Annotated in this window: 12 protein-coding genes; 7 read left to right on the top strand and 5 right to left on the bottom strand. The window is 39.1% G+C overall.

The genetic code is table 11. The features are described from left to right. The first annotated feature begins 188 nt into the window (after positions 1–188). Genes BVH02_RS00505 through BVH02_RS00515 form a run of 3 tightly spaced genes read left to right on the top strand, consistent with a single transcriptional unit; the run spans position 189 to position 3380 of the window. A complete protein-coding gene (locus BVH02_RS00505; RefSeq protein ID WP_143244162.1) occupies positions 189–482 on the top strand; it encodes a hypothetical protein in 294 nt (97 codons plus the stop codon). After that, entirely contained in the window at positions 482–2317 is a 1836-nt protein-coding gene (locus BVH02_RS00510) for a flavohemoglobin expression-modulating QEGLA motif protein (protein ID WP_086497780.1), read from the top strand. The genes BVH02_RS00505 and BVH02_RS00510 overlap by 1 nt, the downstream gene beginning before the upstream one ends. Positions 2318–2336: 19 nt before the next feature. Continuing rightward, a complete protein-coding gene (locus tag BVH02_RS00515; RefSeq protein ID WP_086497781.1) occupies positions 2337–3380 on the top strand; it encodes an ATP-grasp domain-containing protein in 1044 nt (347 codons plus the stop codon). A 350-nt stretch (positions 3381–3730) separates the two neighbouring features. Here the strand turns inward: BVH02_RS00515 and BVH02_RS00520 are convergent, their stop codons facing one another. After that, complete coding sequence (locus tag BVH02_RS00520) at positions 3731–4675, bottom strand: succinylglutamate desuccinylase/aspartoacylase family protein (RefSeq protein WP_086497782.1); 945 nt, start codon at positions 4673–4675, stop codon at positions 3731–3733. 473 nt (positions 4676–5148) lie between these two features. On the opposite strand from BVH02_RS00520, the gene BVH02_RS00525 reads away from it, so the two are divergent. Continuing rightward, positions 5149–6837, top strand: coding sequence for a GMC oxidoreductase (locus BVH02_RS00525; RefSeq protein WP_086497783.1), 1689 nt, complete (start codon positions 5149–5151; stop codon positions 6835–6837). Between the two features lie 77 nt (positions 6838–6914). Here BVH02_RS00525 and BVH02_RS00530 read toward each other — a convergent pair whose 3' ends face one another. The 4 genes from BVH02_RS00530 to mtaB all read right to left on the bottom strand — a co-directional run bounded on the left by BVH02_RS00530 (position 6915) and on the right by mtaB (position 11814). Further along, complete coding sequence (locus BVH02_RS00530) at positions 6915–7541, bottom strand: YdeI/OmpD-associated family protein (RefSeq protein WP_317045407.1); 627 nt, start codon at positions 7539–7541, stop codon at positions 6915–6917. Between the two features lie 12 nt (positions 7542–7553). Then, positions 7554–8228 (bottom strand): DUF6503 family protein, encoded by a 675-nt coding sequence (locus BVH02_RS00535; RefSeq protein WP_086497784.1) that lies wholly within the window; start codon positions 8226–8228, stop codon positions 7554–7556. A 105-nt stretch (positions 8229–8333) separates the two neighbouring features. Further along, positions 8334–10343: an alpha amylase C-terminal domain-containing protein gene (locus tag BVH02_RS00540; RefSeq protein WP_086497785.1), complete on the bottom strand. Its 2010-nt coding sequence runs from the start codon at positions 10341–10343 to the stop codon at positions 8334–8336. Between the two features lie 151 nt (positions 10344–10494). Further along, the gene (mtaB, locus tag BVH02_RS00545; RefSeq protein ID WP_086497786.1) at positions 10495–11814 is read right to left on the bottom strand and encodes a tRNA (N(6)-L-threonylcarbamoyladenosine(37)-C(2))-methylthiotransferase MtaB; all 1320 of its coding nucleotides are present in this window, start codon (positions 11812–11814) and stop codon (positions 10495–10497) included. Between the two features lie 230 nt (positions 11815–12044). Between mtaB and BVH02_RS00550 the strand changes: the two genes are divergently transcribed. The 3 genes from BVH02_RS00550 (at position 12045) to BVH02_RS00560 (ending at position 19331) form a co-directional block, all read left to right on the top strand. Further along, a complete protein-coding gene (locus tag BVH02_RS00550) occupies positions 12045–14207 on the top strand; it encodes a glutamine synthetase III family protein (RefSeq protein WP_086497787.1) in 2163 nt (720 codons plus the stop codon). Between the two features lie 458 nt (positions 14208–14665). Beyond that, positions 14666–17731 carry a SusC/RagA family TonB-linked outer membrane protein gene (locus tag BVH02_RS00555; protein ID WP_086497788.1) on the top strand — a complete coding sequence of 1022 codons (3066 nt, stop codon included), beginning with the start codon at positions 14666–14668 and terminating at the stop codon, positions 17729–17731. A 1-nt stretch (position 17732) separates the two neighbouring features. Further along, the gene (locus tag BVH02_RS00560; RefSeq protein WP_086497789.1) at positions 17733–19331 is read left to right on the top strand and encodes a SusD/RagB family nutrient-binding outer membrane lipoprotein; all 1599 of its coding nucleotides are present in this window, start codon (positions 17733–17735) and stop codon (positions 19329–19331) included. Positions 19332–19656 lie beyond the last annotated feature (325 nt).

A 19656-nucleotide genomic window follows, 5' to 3' on the forward strand; every position in this document is an offset into this window, starting at 1 on the left:
TTATACCCGCTTCGGGGATTTTTTTACATATGCCTCCACAGTTTCAATGGCGTAAATTCTTTTGTTAATTTTTTAAATATGCTCAAAACCTAGCTTATAAATCTGCTATCCTTCATTTACGCTTTTTCAATTGAATTCCCTTCTATGAGGCATCCATGTTGCTTTTAACTAAGGAAATCAGAAAAGCTATGAAAACTAATAAGCCAGAAAACGAAAAAAGTCTTAAGGATAAAACCACTGAGGAACTTATCCAAGAAGCAAAAGTAACCAAAGAAGATCTTCAAGCTTTAGGGCCAAAAGATGCTAATTTAAGTCAGGACGGTGGAGATGATGAGCAACTTCTAGAAAGAAAGAGAAAAGTTGATTTCACTGGTGATGACCTAGATGTGCCAGGCAGTGAATTAGATGATGATCAGGAAAGAATTGGTTCAGAAGATGAGGAAAATAACTCTTATAGTAACGCAGACGAAGAGCAAAAATAATGATCGATAAAGAGACGAAGGAAGCACTTACTCATGCCCTGAAAACAGGGAAAGTTCTTAATCTTTCCCTAGGGGGAATCAACCGATTAAGGATAGAACGACGTCTACCTTTTCTTTTGATCTATCGTGAAGAAAAACAACACCATTTTAAGATTCCTGATTTGGTGAAAATGGAATCTTCCTATCTTATCACGGAAGCCAGCACAGATTTCAATTCTGACATTGCAATTCTTGCCAAGGATTTGGCAAAGGAAATTGCAGAGGAATATGGTTCTGTGATGGTATTAGAAGTTTGGATTGGAAAACCAGAAAGTAAAACTTTTGTGCTCAAAACAGCAAAAGAAAAAGCTCCTAATACGGTCAAAGCATTGCAAGATGGATTAGTACAGTTTTGTCAAACTCATCCAGAATTGAATGTAGTCGTGGAGGAAACTGGAATTCGTCATCCTGATCACTTGGCAGATTTCCTTACAATAAAACAATGTCAAGAATCGGGTATTTACCTGATGGGGTTGGAGATCCCTCCATTCTTTCAGAATCATGACAGTAAAGAATTTTATTACTTGGTTTTTAAAGCATTCAAACTTGCTTTTTCAGGTATTCTTAGAAAATCTGTTTATGAGTTCATACGTGTTCAGACCTCATTTGATATTCAGAATTATCAACGATTGGGTAGCACTATGGTCGATGATAAAGTATGGGAAGTAGATCGACGCCTCTCAGAAATTGAGGCTAAATATCAGTTCCTCCTTCTTATTTCTCCTGTGAATACTATGCAGGCTAAGGAGGAGTTCACTGCCAATAATTTTACTAAAAATCCGAAATTTCTTTACCGTAATTTACCTATAGATCCTGATCGATTGAAGGAAGAATTGTTTCGGATTGACATCCAAGGAATTGAAGACCCTACACTCTCTTTTCTCTATACAGAAAAGCGTGAAGAGTTGGAAAAGCAGATCACTATGCTTAAAGAGCGGGGTACGAAGAACTTTATGTACAGCAGCATTCGCTTGTACAGTTCTCCCGGAGTTGAGCTTTATGAAACTGCAAAGCATATTCTGAAAACCCTTCCTCCTGATCATTTTGAAGAAATAGAATGGATTGATGCATACGATATGGCGAAATATTGTGCGTCAGAAATTGAGCAATACAGAGAAAGCTTTCCAGATTTAGATGCTAAAGTGGAGGTGAAAAATGACATTGTAGGAATGCTCGTCTCTAGAGGCCAACTCTACATTGGTTCAAGTTTCAAAATTCCAAAGCAAAGAATCAAAGCCTTGGTTCATCATGAAATTGGTACGCACGTACTTACTTTTTATAATGGGAAGATGCAGTCTTTTGGACAGATGAGCAGTGGATTTGCAGATTATGATGAACTGCAGGAAGGGCTTGCTGTCTTAGCTGAATACCTCGTCGGAGGACTTACCAATAACAGACTACGAACCCTAGCTGCGCGAGTGATCGCCGGTAGAGCAGTGACAGAAGGTATGACTTTCGAAGAGACTTATCATGCCCTTACTGAAGAATACAATGCATCACCAGAGCAGGCGTTTCAGATTACAGCTCGAACTTATCAAGGAGGAGGCTGCACCAAAGACATTATTTATCTCAGGGGCTTGATCAAGCTCATCGAATATTTGCAGAATGAAGGCGATTTGGAATCGCTTTATGTAGGGAAAATTGGCTTCAAGCATATTCCCCTAATTCAAGAATTACGCATACGAGATATTATTAAACCATCTCCACTCATTCCTAGCTTTCTCAAAACAGATTTTGCACAGGAGCGATTGAAAAAATTAAAGGATGGACTGACATTATCAGAACTAGTTAATTAAACCACTAATCACAAAAAAAATGAAGATTGGATTTGTAGTAAACCAAATAGAAACCGAGACTGGAGGATATAGTACCACACAACTTTCCTCAGCAGCTGTACATCGCGGGCATGAAGTTTACCTTATCAGCGTAGGTCAGCTATGCTACCTCGAAGATGGTAAGATGGGAGCTATAGCAATAAAAGCCCCAACTACTAAGTTCCGAAGTTTGGATAAATACATGGAGGCGATCCACAGCCCAGAAGCAGAACGCATGCATATCTCCACAGACGATTTAGATGTGCTTTTCCTTCGAAATAATCCTTGTGAAGAATTTGGGGAAAGAGCCTGGGCTCAAACCGCAGGTATGGTTTTCGGTCAGGTCGCTAGCGTAAATGGAGTGTTAGTGGTAAACGATCCTTATGCGTTAATGTCTTCATTCAACAAGATGTATTTCCAGCATTTTCCTGAGGCTGTAAGGCCTAGAACAATCATCAGTCGGGATGCTGATGAGATCAAAACATTCTACAAGAAAGAGAAGAAGAAGATTATTTTGAAACCACTGCAAGGTTCTGGCGGAAAGGATGTTTTCTTAGTGGATAACGATAAAAATCTTAATCAGATTGTGGAAACGATCAATCGCTATGGGTTTGTGATTGCTCAGGAATATTTGCCTGCTGCCAAAAACGGTGATATACGAGTAATCATGATGAATGGAAAAATCCTCGAAATAAACGGAAAAGTAGCAGCTGTGAATAGAGTTAACAACAACGATATTCGAAGTAATCTACACTCTGGAGGCCAAGCCATTCGTGCAGAAATTACCGACGATGTGCGAAGATTGTGTGAGATCGTTGGCCCTAAATTGGTGCAAGACGGAATGTTCCTAGCAGGAATTGACATTGTTGGCGACAAAATCATGGAGCTAAATCTAGATAGCCCTGGTACAATCAATGCCATGCACAGACTTGAAGGTGAAGATTTCTCATCTGCCATTATTGATTCACTAGAGAAGAAAGTGGAATACCAAAAGCACTACGATGGTACTTTACCAAATGCTTTCTTGGCAACTATGAATCTTTAGTTTGGAGTGTCCTCGAGATATGTATTGATTATATTAAACTGCCTCCGTTCGTGAATAATGAATGGAGGCAGTTGTTTTATTTCACTTAAATTGACGCACTGAACTAACTGTTTTTCACACCCTACACAGTTGGTCGCTATACAGTTGAAAATAAAAAGGAAAAGCCATAATTAGCTTTTCCTTTTTATTTTACCGGCAGAGCCAATAAGATTTTTGTAGAGGGCAGATTTTTTATTATAGATGATTTTAGATTTTAGACATATCAATCACGCTTAGTGACTAGTCAAGTTTTCATGCATAGTGAAGTCAATGAGGCGAAAAGAATATTAAAGAGGTCAGATCTTTTCTGATCACGCTGGTTTTACGATAAAATAGCCGTCTGATCCTTGTGTCTGATATAGCGGAAGGAAGACTCGGCCATCGGTATCTGAAACAAGCTCTTCTCCATCCAAAGAAGCCAAGCGCTGCCCTTTTGTAATTTCGGTGAAATTAGCGAAGCCTGGATCCATTTTAAATTTCTGCTTCTCACCAATCTCTTGTCTATAAGTCACCTCAAAATTATCATTGGTAGGAGAGGCTTTCTCTAGAAGTTCGAAAAAGTGGTCATAAGCAATTGCTGATTTTTCCAGCATTCCAGTTTCTACTAAAATTACCCAGATCGCTGCCTCATGATAATCCACTGATTTTGGGTCATCGTGCTGACCCGCTTCCATGGTGAAACCTGCATGTCCTTTCAACGTCTGATAATGGTCGAAATGACCTGGTATATATTTTTCAATTCCTTTCACAACAGGCAGTGGCATCTGCTTCGCAAAAGCAAAACTGTCCTCACGGCGATTTACGCTGATGTAGGGTGCCGTACTGGATGACGTAGTGTGCAAATCCATAAAATGAAATTCGGTGTTACATCTTTCGTTTTCTAGTTTCTCGACGATAGCAAGCAACTCATTAAACTCTGAAGCCTCATGAAAGTCAAGTGTCTTTCCTTCTTTTAAATGCTTTTCATTCTCCAGCGTGCAAACCCTGTTTAGATCCTTGTCAATCAGGCGCACTCCTTTCTTCAAAGCAGCAATATTTCCAGCCACTCCTACCAATTTTCCTTTCAACTCTGGTTTACTCTCTTGAAGTTTCTTGAAGACCCGTTGCAAAGCTAGAACGCCGCTCGGCTCATTTCCATGGACTCCACCGCTTATAAGTAAGTAGGGGCCGGAAGTTTGATTTGTTGGTTCGTTAGGATAATCACCGAGTACTCGGGTAAGATTTTCTGAGTCTATTATTTCAGTGTTAGAATTCATGGTAAGCTAGTTTGCTGATGCTAGAAGTAGCCAAACATTATACCATACGATAGTGCTTATTATGAACTTGTGTCAATGTCCGTTTAAAGGGAAGATTAGGTGGTAAAGTTAAAAGTTGTACTAGTGAGTTTTTTTGATAAAAATGCTATTTAGGGTTTATTGAGAGCTATATTCCTCAACATGAGGAGTGTTTCTAAGGAAGGATTAGGCTAATCTGAATCCCTGGAATTAATATTTATGCTTTTTAAAGCTGACTTTTTAGCTCGTCTATTTTTCACATGTACCTTAATTGTTCTCAATAAACTAGTTTTAAAAGATTGAATATTCGTTCTATTTACTTCACTCTATTTTAGTATATGGTGAGGAATAAGATTCATATTTCTCTGGTTCAATTCTGACCTTACGAATTTAGTTTTGCAACTGTTAATGGAAAATTCTGTAAAAATCTATATTGAATTCTTTAGCTTCCAGTCATGAAATCTAATCAATTTGACGCAATCGTAGTAGGATCGGGAATTAGTGGAGGTTGGGCGGCAAAAGAACTTTGTGAGAAAGGCTTGAAAACTTTAGTGTTGGAGAGAGGAAGAGATGTGCAGCATTTAAAGGATTACCCTACCATGACAGCTGCACCCTGGGAGATGCCACACCGCAATCATATTCCTAGTGCAGATAAGCTTGAGAATCCTGTAGTCAACAAGTGCTATGCATACAAAGAGGACACTCAGCATTTTTTTGTCAAAGATTCAGAACATCCTTATGTACAAAAGAAGCCTTTTGATTGGGTACGAGGCTATCAAGTAGGTGGGAAATCACTGATCTGGGCACGACAAACTCAGCGATGGAGTAAATTTGATTTTGAAGGTCCAGGTCGTGACGGTTTTGCAGTAGATTGGCCGATTCGATATGATGACGTAGCCCCATGGTATAGTTATGTGGAGCGTTTTGTTGGGATAAGTGGGAGCTATGAAGGTCTAGAAACACTTCCAGACGGCGAATTTTTGAAAGCTTGGGAAATGAATTGCGTAGAGAAAGAGATTCAGCAGCGAATTAAATCGGCCTACGAAGATCGAAATGTAATTATTGGTCGCTGTGCTCATCTCACCGAACCTAAAGAGATTCACTTGGAGCAAGGTCGAGGTCAGTGCATGGCAAGAAATCAATGCTACAGAGGATGTCCTTTTGGTGGATATTTCAGTTCCAACTCATCCACTTTGCCTACTGCGGCTAAAACTGGTAACCTGACTATTAGACCTGATTCAGTGGTTCATTCCCTTATTTATGATGAGCAAAAAGGTAAAGTTACGGGAGTGAGGGTGGTAGACAGAATCACCAAAGAATCTTCAGAATATTTCGCTACCGTAATTTTTTTAAACGCCGCAGCCTTGAATACCAATTTGATATTAATGAATAGTACTTCTAAGCGCTTTCCAAATGGATTGGGAAATGACTCCGGAGTTTTAGGAAAATACATAGCCTTTCATAACTATCGCGGATCTATTAATGCGAATTATGAAGGTTTTGATGACAAATATTATTTTGGAAGAAGACCTACAGCGGTAATGATGCCTAATTTCAGAAATGTCCATCAACAAGAAATGGACTTCATGCGAGGATACATGACTTTTTATTCCGCTGGAAGAGCAGGAGCTGGGCACGCTGATGTTCCTCTTGGCGCTGAGCTCAAAGAAGCTAATTCAAAGCCTGGTCCTTGGTCGGTTTATATGATGATGCAGGGAGAAACTATACCCAAGGAAACCAATCGTGTCAGCCTAAGTTCTGATCAGCAAGACGAATGGGGAGTGCCTTTACTTCAGATTAATGTAGGTTACGATGAAAATGATGAGAAAATTATACGGGATTTCCATCAACAAGGAGAGGAGATGCTTACTAAGGCTGGTTGTGTGAATATCCGAATTTGGGATAGTCAGCAGTCGCCTGGCTTAGACATTCATGAAATGGGAGGAGTGAGAATGGGAAGAGATCCAAATACTTCCATGCTCAATGGATTCAATCAGATGCATTTGGCTCCCAATGTCTTTGTGACAGATGGAGCATGTATGACTTCGACAGGTACACAAAACCCATCAATTACTTACATGGCATTGACTGCTAGAGCTGTTGATTATGCCGTGAAAGAAATGAAGAAGGGGAACATAGGTTGATTAGGGAAGCTGGAGATCAGGATCATGAGTCTAGTGCCATCAGAAAGAAGATCGAGTCTTACTACATGTGGAAGATTTCACCGTTCATTTAGGCCTAATCCTTCAAGGATTTTTGGAGTGCACTTTTCAATTCTAGCTTCCCTTGTCTTAGCCTGTTTGGGAGATGAAAAATACAGAATATATCCTCGTTGCTTTCCGGGAGTCAATCTTGCAAAAGCGTCTTTCAATGTAGGAGATTCGGTAAGTTTATTGTGAAATTCTTCTGGAATAGGTTCAGGATTTTGTGTGAAAACCACCTTCAGTCCTTCCTTTTCTACCTCAATTGCTTCAAAAATATAGGCTTTTATAACAGATTTCAGCTCAGCAATTTCTTGCACTTTGGTAAACTTAATTAGTCGAGCCGCCTGTGTATTTTCTCCAGGTTTGGAAAGAATTTCATGCTCATCATTTAGCAAAGCGCCTTTGAAAAAGTTAATTGAGCAATATTCATTAAAGGCTGCCAGAATCAGAATAATACTTTTCTGAAAAGTGTAACAAGGAACACCCCATTTTGACTCCTCTGTCAGGCCACAGTCAAGAATGAGCATTCGTAAAAGCTTTAACTCTTCTGTCCAATTGTGAACCTTGCATTGTGGCGTTCCGCCAAATGGGCAGCGGCCACATCCGGCAGTGAAATAGGTGTCAACTGAGGTATTCATCTTCATGCGCTCTAGTTGTTAGTCAGTTTTCAACCAAGGAACAGAACCTATAATTTCATCTTTTCCTGAATAGGTTGGGGCTAAGGAATCAGTTGTGATCCACCAAGATCTACTTTTTATCAAATTCATTCCATCAATATCGATCAAATCGTCAGTACGAATTTCTTCAGCTTTGGACTCGAAATTCTTATTGAAAGCAAAGCCAACTAATTGAAAATCTGCCTTGTCGAAGTAGAAATGCCACTTTTCCTTCTCAAAATCTATTCTAACACGATAGGAGGGCTTTTGATAAAAACTTGTATCTGCGACGAATTCATGAACTATTCCGTCTTCGTTTTGAAGAGTCATGGGAAGGCCTAAGATAAAATGATAGAAGTTCTTTGTCCAGGCTGATTGCTCACAGCTTTTACTTCCACTTATTACCAAGCAGGTGGAATCAGAAAAAAGTATTTCTTGTCCTAAAGTCAGGTTATGGTAGGAAATTAATTGCTTTGCGTTGTCCAATCCGATTATGAGGCTATCAAGCGAAATACTTGGGTAGACAAAATCACTTTTCACATGGATACTTTCCAGCAAACTATTCCATTTATTATTAGGGTCATGAAAGTCTATGCTTTTTTTCAAAACCTGTTTTCCAGTTGGAGCTGAGCTACAAGCTGAAATAATGAAAAATAGGAAGAAATAACGTGTCATGAAATTTTGTAGTGATGTACTAAATAAGGTTGATAATCAATTGTCATCAACCTTATTTAGTTAATTGTTGTCTCCATAGTATAAGTATGGGATTTACAGCTACTCTTAAACTTTCTTCAATACCATTACTGTTCGATTGGGAACATACAATTGTAAACACTGATGCTTATCAGTCGGGTAGCTAATCGTTTGATCCAATCGCTCAAATCCGCTAAATTCCTTCTCATCGGAATTGAGTAAAATCTTATATTTCCCCGCTGTAGGTACCTGAATAGCAAGTCCGAAAAATGACTCTGTAGGGTGGAAGGAGAAGACGAATATCAATCCACTTCTCTCATATGCCAAAATCTTTTTATCTGGATCCAAATGCAGTTGTACTGCAGGTGCAGCAGCGAGAAGTAGGTAGTCTGTTGCAAGTTTGATGATAGCCTTGTCCCATGCATCAAGCTGTCCATACCGTAGTAATGGATCGTCAACAAGTGACCATAATCGTTGTGCATACTGATGGCTCCAGTTATTTCCTTCACGTGGAAAATCGACCCAGTCAGGATGCCCAAATTCGTTTCCAATAAAATTCAAATATCCTTCACCACCTAGGGTAAGAGTGACCAGTCTGATGAGTTTATGGAGGGCAATTCCACGATCTACTGTCAAATTTTGCTGCAGGACAGACATAGAAAAATACATCTGTTCCTTCATAAGCCTGAAAGCGAGTGTTTGATCTCCTACTAGTGCTTGGTCGTGACTCTCGGCATAGCCAATAGATCTTTCTGCCTGAGGTCTATTGGTGAGTTGATGCCAAAGTTCGAACATGTCCCACTCTTCATCTTGTTTATGTTTTAATGTTTTGATCCAAAAGTCAGGAACTCCCATTGCCATCCGGAAATCAAACCCAATTCCTCCGTCTGCGATCGTTCTTGCAAGACCTGGCATGCCGCTCATATCTTCAGCGATAGAGATATTTTCCTCCTTTAATGTATGGATAAGGGTGTTTGCAAGCTGCAGATATAATACTGCGTCTTCATCTACATTATCGTCAAAATATAAATCGACCGAATCAAAATCCATAAATAATCCGTGATGCGAATACATGATGGAAGTCACACCATCAAATCGAAACCCATCAAAATGGAACTCCTCTAACCAATAGCGAATATTTGAAAGCAAAAACTGCTGTACTTCCCGCTTAGCGTAGTCAAAGACTTTGGAGTCCCAGGCTTCATGATATCCTTTCTCGCCAGGATGAAAATATTGATGTTGGCTACCATCAAATTCATTAAGACCTTCATTTACATTTTTGATTGCATGGGAATGTACTATATCCATTACCACGGCAATTCCCATTTCGTGTGCTTTGTTCACCAAAGATTTCAGCTCCTCTGGAGTACCAAACCTGGAAGTCGGTGCAAAGAAATTGGAAACATGATATCCAAATGATCCATAATAAGGATGCTCCATTATTGCCATCATTTGAATGGTATTATATCCAGCAGCTTTGATTCTCGGAAGGGTAAATTCTTCAAACTCTTGATAGGTTCCCACCCCCATTTTCTCCTGAGCCATTCCCACATGACACTCATAGATCAGAGGTTGTTTAAGACTATTCTTGGTGGAAAAAGAATTGTCTGTCCATTTGAAATCGGCTGCAAACCAAAGTTGACCTGCCACGTCATGCGTATGCTCATCCTGAATCACTCTTCTGATATAAGCTGGTATTCTATCTAATTCCCCATTATCAGCAATCACGTGGACTTTTACTTTGCTGCCATGCAGGAAGCTGTCTTTGTATTGGTCAAAGGGTAGGAAAATTTCCCAATCGCCACGCCCGCTCTTTTTCATTGGATGTGAGCGTCGATCCCAATCGTTGAAGTCCCCAAAAAAATAGAGTTGCTTGGCTGCAGGTGCCCATTCCCTATAAACCCATCCTTTTCTCCAAACTTCGAAGTGAATCCCATAGAAATTATGGTTCGATGCATATTCGAGAATATTGCCACTGAATTCATCTATCCCTATTATAGCTTCTTGGTATCGGTCAAATCTTTGCTGGATTTGAGGTTCATATTCTGCTAGCCATTGTTCTTCTCTGATTAAAGCGAGTTTCTGCGAATCTTCCACGTATTATTTAATTAGCTGATCTGAATTTATAAAAATGTAGGAGGAAATTACCAATTAAGCACTTTAGAATTTTCTTTCTTTAAGTATAAAAAAAAATCAGCCTGAAGAAATTCGTCTTCAGGCTGTTTTGACACATTATATAGAGTGAACTTTAATGCTTTTCAAAAACCATTTCTGGCTCTAGCACTTCGACATTTCCTTTTTCATTGATTAGATCCAGTGTTACCACCTTAAGTTCATTGATTAGCATAGGGTCATATTTGGCTGCTACTCGAATGTAATTTTCGGTGAAGCCGTGGATTTTACCATCCTCTACATCTTCTTCGAAAAGCACGGTGAAAGTTTTTCCCAGGTTTTCAGTATAGAATTTCCTTCTTTTTTTCTCAGAAAGAATCCTAAGCATTTTAGATCGCTCATTTCTCTTCTTCATAGGAACTACCTCATCCATCTCAGCAGCTCTCGTATTAGCTCGCTCGGAATAGGTGAATACGTGCAGGTATGAAATGTCTAGCTCATTCAGGAAGATATATGTTTCGAGGAAAAGCTCATCTGTCTCACCTGGAAATCCTACAATCACATCTACACCTATGCAAGCGTGTGGCATTAAGGTTTTGATCTTCGTCACACGATCTACATAGAGCTCACGAAGGTATCTTCTGCCCATTTTTCTCAAAATTGTATTAGAGCCAGATTGTAGCGGGACGTGAAAGTGAGGAACAAAGCGCTTTGATTGTGCAGCAAAGCTTATGATCTCATTGGTAAGTAAGTTGGGTTCGATGGAAGAGATTCTCAAGCGATTGATGCCTTCGACCTTGTCAAGCGCATAGACTAGGTCTGCAAATCGCTCATTTCGTTTTCCGTCTACTATTCCAAAATCACCGATATTCACACCCGTCAACACGATCTCATTGACACCGGTAGCAGCGATTTCGTGTGCAGATTGCACTACGCTCTCAATTGTATTACTCCTGCTTTTGCCTCGGGCTAGAGGAATGGTACAGAATGCACAACCGTAATTACAGCCATCTTGTACTTTCAGGAAAGTCCTCGTGCGGTCATTTATTGAATAAGCATTATTAAAGACTGTAGCTTCTTGAATCTCTGAAGCCAAGACCTTAGTCTCTTGCACTGCTGCAAAATCATCCAAAAGTTCAATCAAGCGAAACTTCTCAGCTGCTCCAAGTACAGCATCGACTCCAGCGATCTCAGATATTTCCTTTGGTTTCAGTTGTGCATAGCATCCAATGATAGTCACATAAGAGTTAGGTGATATCTTTTTAGCCTCCCTTACAATTTTCTTACATTTTTTGTCGGCATTCTCCGTAACCGAACAGGTGTTGATGATAAAAATATCGGGATTATCCTGAAAATCAACTTTCAAATAGCCCTTTTCTTCAAATTGGCGACTGATAGTTGAGGTTTCGGAGAAATTTAGCTTACATCCTAGTGTATAAAAGGCTACTTTTTTCACAATTACGCTTCTGACAATGAGATTACAAAGGTAATTAATCTTAGCTTGTTTTCAATTTGCCAATTTTTCACCAGAATTAACCCTGTTTCGAGCTAAATGGTGTCTTTTTAAGATGATTTATTGAATTATGTGTAATTTTTATCAAAAATGAGGTCAAAAATTGACCAAATTCGTTTTGGAAAGCAGAATTTTCTATTATTGTGTATAATTTCAAACCACATATTGTAGAAATGGCAACACTAAGACAACAAGCATTATTAATGGTGCAGAATAGACAGCGAGTAGCTGTAAAGGCACCATCGACCAAAATCTCAGATTATTTCGGTGTGAATACCTTTGGTATCGCACAGATGAGGGTATCATTAGCTCCTTCAGTCTTCAAAAAGGTGATGGAAGCTATTGATAAAGGAATCAAGATCGACGGAACTACTGCAGAAGAAGTAGCTTCTGCAGTAAAGACTTGGGCATTGTCCAGAGGAATTACGCATTATACCCACTGGTTTCAGCCTCTTACTGGTTCTACTGCAGAGAAGCATGATTCATTTTTTGACGCTTTAAGTGGTATGGAAAAATTTAAAGCATCATCTCTTGTTCAGCAGGAGCCAGATGCGTCTTCTTTTCCTAATGGTGGGATTCGTTCTACTTTTGAAGCAAGAGGATATACGGCTTGGGACCCTACTTCTCCAATTTTTATCTTTGAAAATACACTTTGTATTCCAACTATTTTCGTGTCTTACACGGGTGAAGCTTTGGATTATAAAACTCCATTATTGAAATCTGTTGAGGCAATCAATGATGCAGCTGTAGCCATCTGTCAGTTGTTTGACAGAAACGTTAAAAAAATTACTCCCTCTCTAGGTATAGAGCAAGAATATTTTGTGATCGACAAAGCACTTTTCACAGCTAGACCAGATTTGGTAATGGGTGGAAGAACAGTTTTTGGTCATAGTCCTGCTAGAGGTCAGCAGTTGGATGATCACTATTTTGGTTCTATTCCTACCCGAGTGAAAGACTTTATGGTCGACTTTGAAACTGAAGCACTTAAGCTGGGCATTCCAGTGATGACCAGACATAACGAGGTTGCTCCAGGTCAATTTGAAGTTGCTCCTTTATTTGAAGAAATCAATAAAGCCACGGATCATAATCAATTATTGATGGATGTGATGGAGAAGGCAGCTGAAAGGCATGACTTGAAAGTGCTTCTTCATGAGAAGCCTTTTGCAGGAGTGAATGGTAGTGGGAAACATAATAATTGGTCTTTGATCACTGATACTGGAATCAATCTTTTTCAGCCAAGCAACTCTGCAAGAGAAAATCTCCAATTCCTTACATTCTTAGTAGCAACCATAAAAGCTGTATATGACCATTCAGATTTATTGAGAGCTAGTATTGCATCAGCAGGCAATGATCATAGACTTGGTGCTAATGAAGCTCCTCCAGCAATTATTTCAGTTTTCTTAGGCGCAACGCTTACTGAAGTGTTAAATGAGCTTGAGAAAAATGGCAATATCAAAATTGAGAAGGGAGATAATATGTATATGAAATTGGGTATCTCTAAGATTCCTGAAATCATCCTTGACAATACTGATAGAAACAGAACTTCTCCATTCGCTTTCACTGGAAATAAATTTGAATTCCGTGCAGTTGGATCGCAGGCCAATTCTGCAGGACCAATGACTGTCTTAAATGTGATCGTAGCTGAGGTATTGACGGAAATGGCTAAGGACATTGACAAGGAAATGAATGCCGGCAAGGAAAAGAAGATTGCTATCGTAAACGTATTGAGAAAATATATTAAGGATAGCAAGAAAGTTCGATTTGAAGGCGATGGTTATTCAGATGAATGGGCGGCTGAAGCACAGAAAAGAGGCTTGTCTAACTTAAAGTCTACCCCTGTGGCATTGGATGTTTATGCTACAAAAGCTACTAGAGAGCTTTTTGATAGACATAAAGTTATGAACAGTATCGAAGTTCATGCTCGTCACGAAATTATGCTTGAGAGCTTCATGAAGAAAATTCAGATTGAAGGTCGAGTGATGGGCGACTTGGCGTTGAACCATATTATTCCAACTGCAATCCTTTATCAAAATAAGATTATTCAAAATGCGAATGGTCTGATGGGACTAGGTTTAGATAATACTGCTGCTGTAGAGACGATCAAAGAAGTGTCTAAGCACATAGAGTCTTTGAAGTCTAATATCACAGCTATGGTGGAGGCTCGTAAGAAACTTAATAAGGAGACTGATATAGTGAAAATGGCGAAGGGCTACCAGACAGATGTCAAAGAAGCTTACTTTGACAAAATTCGATATGCAGTAGATAAGCTTGAGCTATTGGTTGACGATGAGTCATGGCCATTAGTGAAGTACAGAGAGATGCTTTTTCTTAGATAGTACTTCTTAATATGATATTGAAAGCCGTTCCGAAAGGGACGGTTTTTTTTTCAATATTAACTTATCTGTAAATTAACCTAATTCTTTAGTCTATATGAATAACTGTTATTTTTTACTACTCTGAGTAAGTACAATAACCTATTGTAAAGTGTTGATATTATGAAAATATAATAGGATAAATGCTTTACATAATAGAAAAAATGCATCAAAAGGGCTTCTTTTATAAAGAAAATGCAAACATCACCTTTGAATGATAGTTGTTTTCTCTAGCTTTATATCCCCAATTATATTGTGCTGAATCTTTATGTATATTGTCATAAATGGTTGGATTCAAGAAATTTAGTATAAAACCTAATTACAAATGTGATGGAAAACTTTTCACCAAAAATTCGACTAAAGAATCCATTTGTGATTCTTTAAATTGAAATCAGTTTATTGTAAACTTAAATTTATCAGCTATGAAAAAAATTTTATCAATTGCTTTTGCTCTGGGGTTTATGCTATGTGCAGTGCATGTAGTACAAGGCCAGAGTAGGGTTTTGAAAGGAGTAGTGACTGGGGCCCCTGATGGATTGCCTATGCCAGGGGTTACTATCTTTGAGAAGACTAGTAAAACAGGTACTACTACAAATGCGGACGGTGAGTATTCATTGTCAATTAGTCCAAATTCAGTTTTGGTTTTTTCTTTTATTGGTTACTCTTCTCAGCAGATCGAAGTAGGTAATCGTACCGAATTAAATGTATTATTAGAGGAAGATGCTAGTGAGCTTTCCGAAGTTGTAGTTACTGCTCTAGGCATTAGCAAGGACAAAGAAACCTTGGGTTATTCGGTGACTCAAGTAGGTAGTGAATCCCTTACTACTGCTCGTGAGACCAACGTTGCTAACTCTCTAGCTGGCCGAGTTGCCGGTTTGGTGGTAAAAGGCACAAACAGCGGTCCAGGTGGAACATCTAAGATCACATTGAGAGGTTTACCAAGTATCAGTGGTACTGGATCTCCACTATATGTAATCAATGGTATTCCTATGGATAACACGCAAAGAGGTTCCGCCGGTCAGTGGGGTGGAGCAGATGCCGGTGATGGTATAGGTAACCTTAGCCCAGATGATATCGAAACAATGACTGTTTTGAAAGGTCAGGCTGCTTCGGCACTTTATGGATCCAGAGCTTCCAATGGTGTTATTTTGATTACTACCAAAAAAGGAGCTAAAGGTGGCGATTGGTCTTTGACTTATACTATGAACGTAATGGCAGAAAATCCAGTGGATTTCACAGATTTTCAAAATGTATATGGTCAAGGTGTTGGAGGGATAAAGCCAACTACAGCGACTGATGCGCAAACATCTGGTCGTTTAGCTTGGGGTTCCAAGATGGATGGTAGCTCAGTTATTGGTTTTGATGGAAATCAGTATCCTTATTCTCCTTCTAATGATCGTTACATTGACTTCTACAGAACTGGAACGAATTTCACCAACACAGTATCTATCTCTAAAGGATTGGGTAGTGATGGATCTTTCAGAATGTCTGTTTCTAATCTTGATGCGAAATCAATCGTTCCAAATAGTGGAGTAGATAGATTGTCGATAAATTTGAATGTAGAGCAGAACATTACAGATAAGTTTACTGTAACTGCGATGGTAAACTACACGGATCAGCAATCTACCAATGTTCCGAACTTAAGTGATGGCCCTAAAAATCCAAACAACTTCTTGTTGCTAGCTCCAAATATTAGCCAAAGCATTTTTGCTCCTGGTTTTAACCCAGACAATGGAGCTGAGACGGTGTTTAGTGATGATATCTATGTTACTAATCCTTACTTCATATCAAATCAAGGTGTCAATGACATCGGAAGAAAGCGTACTATTTCTGCTGTATCAACTAAATATAGCTTTACGAAAGATATCTACGCGATGATCCGAATGGGGAATGACGCTTCCAATGATGACTTTTTCGGGGTAGATCCTTCAGGGCTTGCTTATTCTGCAAACTTACAAGGGGGTCTTAATGGAAGAGGTCAATCTACCAGATCTGAAACCAACATTGACGGTATTTTAGGTGCTAACTTTGATTTAACAAGTAAGCTGAATCTGGATCTATTGGCTGGTGCGAATAGAAGAAACAATAAGTATGAGGCAGTAGGAGTTGGCGGAAGTCGTTTCGTGATTCCTTACTTGTATTCTCCATTCAACGTAGAGAATTTCTCAAGATCTTATAATTACAATGAAAGAGAAGTTCAATCTGCATTCTATTCAGTTGGTATCGGTTATAACAACATCTTAACTTTGACCACAACGGGTAGATATGATGTCTACAGCACTTTACCTACGGACAACAATAGTATTTTCTCTCCCTCAGTGGCAGCAGCATTTGTTTTTGATCAGTTGATCGATATGCCGGCACTTGATTTTGGTAAGTTTAGAGCCTCTTATGCTGTGACAAGTGGAGAGCCATTTGATGCCTACCAAAGTACATTTTATTATAATTCTGCAAACTCTTTCAATGGAGTGCCAGCAGGATCTTCTCCTACATCTCTTCCTAATCTGAACTTAAAGCCGTTCACTACAAGTGAGCTTGAGTTAGGTTTGGATCTTAGTTTCTTCAATAACCGTTTAGGTTTTGATATAGCTTACTATGAGAAGGAGACGCATAATGAGATCATGAATGCTAATTTGAGTATTACTTCAGGTTTCAATAGCTCAGTAGTTGCTACTGGTTCTACTAGTAACAAAGGATTGGAAGTGTTGGTAACTGGTACTCCAGTGCAAACCACAAACTTCTTCTGGAAAACTTCATTCAACATGTCAAAAGTGAAAAATGAAATTCTAAGCACAGATCCTAATAATAATCCGATCAATTTGGGACAAAATAGAGGAACGCTTGGTAATGCTATCACTGCTTACGTGGTAGGAGAATCTGGACCTCAGATCAGAGCATATGATTATGCTTATAATACAGATGGAAGCATCCAGGTGAATGAGGCTGGACTTCCTGTTCGTGGTGAATTGATCAACATGGGTACAGTATTACCTACACTATATGGTGGATGGAATAACGAATTCAACTACAAAGGTATTTCTTTCTCTTTCTTGATAGATTACAACTATGGTAATAAGGTCCTTTCTGCGTCTGAGTTCTACTCCATTTTCAGAGGACTAAATCAAGTTACTCTTGAAGGAAGAGAATCCGGTGTGACAACTGGTGGTGTAACTGCACCTGCACAAGCCTATTACCAAGCTTTGGCACAAAATGTAACAAGCACAAGTGTTGTTGATGGTGATTTTATTAAGTTAAGACAGTTGACTTTGGGCTATACTTTCCCTGCAAAATGGTTTGGCAACACACCGATCTTGAAAGGTTTGAGTGCATCTCTAGTCGGTAGAAATCTTGGTTTTATAATGCGTAAAGCTAAGAACATAGACCCTGAAGCTAATTTTGGTTCTAACATTAGTTATACAGGTATTGAAGGTGGTAACCTTCCAAGCACTAGATCTTTTGGTTTCAACCTTAATTTCAAATTGAATTAATATGAAAAAATATATAAGCATATTTCTTACGGGTATTTTATTAGCCGTATCCAGCTGTGACGGGGATTTCGCCGATATCAATACGGACCCAAATCGTGCGTCTGCGGATGTCTTTGATCCTAATTTGATTTTGCCTACAGTTTCCCATAACTACGGAAACTTGATGACAGGCTACACGGGAGCTATTCTATTCCAAAGTATGTGGGTACAAGTAATGGCTTCTACTTCAACAGGAGGAGCAAATTACTATTCCAATGCAGATAAGTATGTAGCGTCTGGAAGTACAAACAGTTATATCCAAAGTGTTTGGAATGACGGATATTCTACTGCATCTAGAGTTTATCAAATGCAAGCTCTTGCTGAGAAAAAAGGCTTCACTAACTTAATTGCTGTAGGTGAAATCTGGAAAGTTCTCACTCTATCCTTCGTCTCGGATGTCTATGGAGATCTTCCTTATAGCGAAGCATTGATGGCAGAAGCTGGAATTACTCAACCAAAATACGATTCTCAGTCTGAAGCCTACATGGCTATGCTTTCTGATCTTGAAGGAGCTCTTTCTTCAATTTCTGATTCTGGAGATCCAATCAAGAATGATGTGCTCTACGGTGGTGATTTAGCCAAATGGAAAAAGTTAGGCTATTCTATTATGTTGCGTATGGCAATGAGATTGGTGGATGTTGATGCAAGTACTTCGAAATCATATGTACAAAAAGCTATCGCAGGTGGTGTGTTTGCTTCACCAGCAGATGAGGCAGTTTTGGTTTCAGATCAAAGTAATGGTTACGCTAATTCAAGTGCGAATGCGCTGAATGTAACGGATGATGTGTACGAAGTTCGTTGGTCAAAGAAACTGATTGATTTCTTGAAATCTAACAATGATCCACGTCTATCTATTATAGCTGAAGTTCCTCCTGCAGGCCTTGCTGCTAATAAAAGTGGTAGTGTTGTAGGCGACAATGATCCAATGGTTCAAATTGGTTTGCCAAATGGTTATGATTTGAAAGGCGGAGCTACTGATGTAACTAAAGAGCCAAATTATCCAGGACCAACTGGCTCTGGTGCAGATGTTGCTCCGATCGGAGCATATTCTAGACCCACAGCTGTATATAGAGACAGAAATGCTCCTGTGTTTATCCTTACTTATGCAGAGATTCAGTTTTTGCTAGCTGATGCAGCAGCTAGAGGTTATTCTGTACCTAAATCTGCTTCAGCATATTATGCTGCAGGTTTGGAAGGCGCTTTGACTACTATCGGTAAATTTGGTGGAGCGAGTGTTTCTCCAGTTGTAGCTGCTGATTTTGCAGTTGCTAATCCGTTGGATATTAGTAGTCCTGCTGCATCATTGAAAATGATCAATGAGCAAATCTGGGCTACTACAGGTACACTTGCAAACTTTGTAGAGTCTTGGAACAACTGGAAGAGATCAGGTTATCCACAATTAACTCCAGTTAATTATTCAGGTAACTTTTCTTCAGGTCAGATTCCTAGAAGACAACTTTATCCATCTGGTGAAAGCACTACCAACCCGCAGGGATTGGCTAATGCAATATCTAATATGGGAGGTGATACTTGGGTCAAGAATGTATGGTGGGATAAATAGAGTAGATTCCCCACCCTTTGATTTATAAAATAGTGATAGAGGCTTTGATTAATTTCAAAGCCTCTTTCTTTTTACACTATGTCCAGAAGATTTGAAGAGGTTGTTTATAGTGTTTAGTGGTCAGTTTCGCAAAGAGCGGATTTTTTGTTTTTCTCGTTTGGAAAGCGGTTTAATGAGCCCATAAAGAATAAATAAATATTTTCGGTATTATTTAGAAAGTTAAATTATTAGGCCTATAGGTCTAATAAGATAGTTAAAAAAACCTGACGCTTTACCCATGTTTTGGAAAATTTCTATAGATAAAATGATACATCTGTAAAATCTA

The sequence above is a fragment of the Algoriphagus ratkowskyi genome (genome assembly GCF_002150505.1).
Classification (GTDB): domain Bacteria; phylum Bacteroidota; class Bacteroidia; order Cytophagales; family Cyclobacteriaceae; genus Algoriphagus; species Algoriphagus ratkowskyi.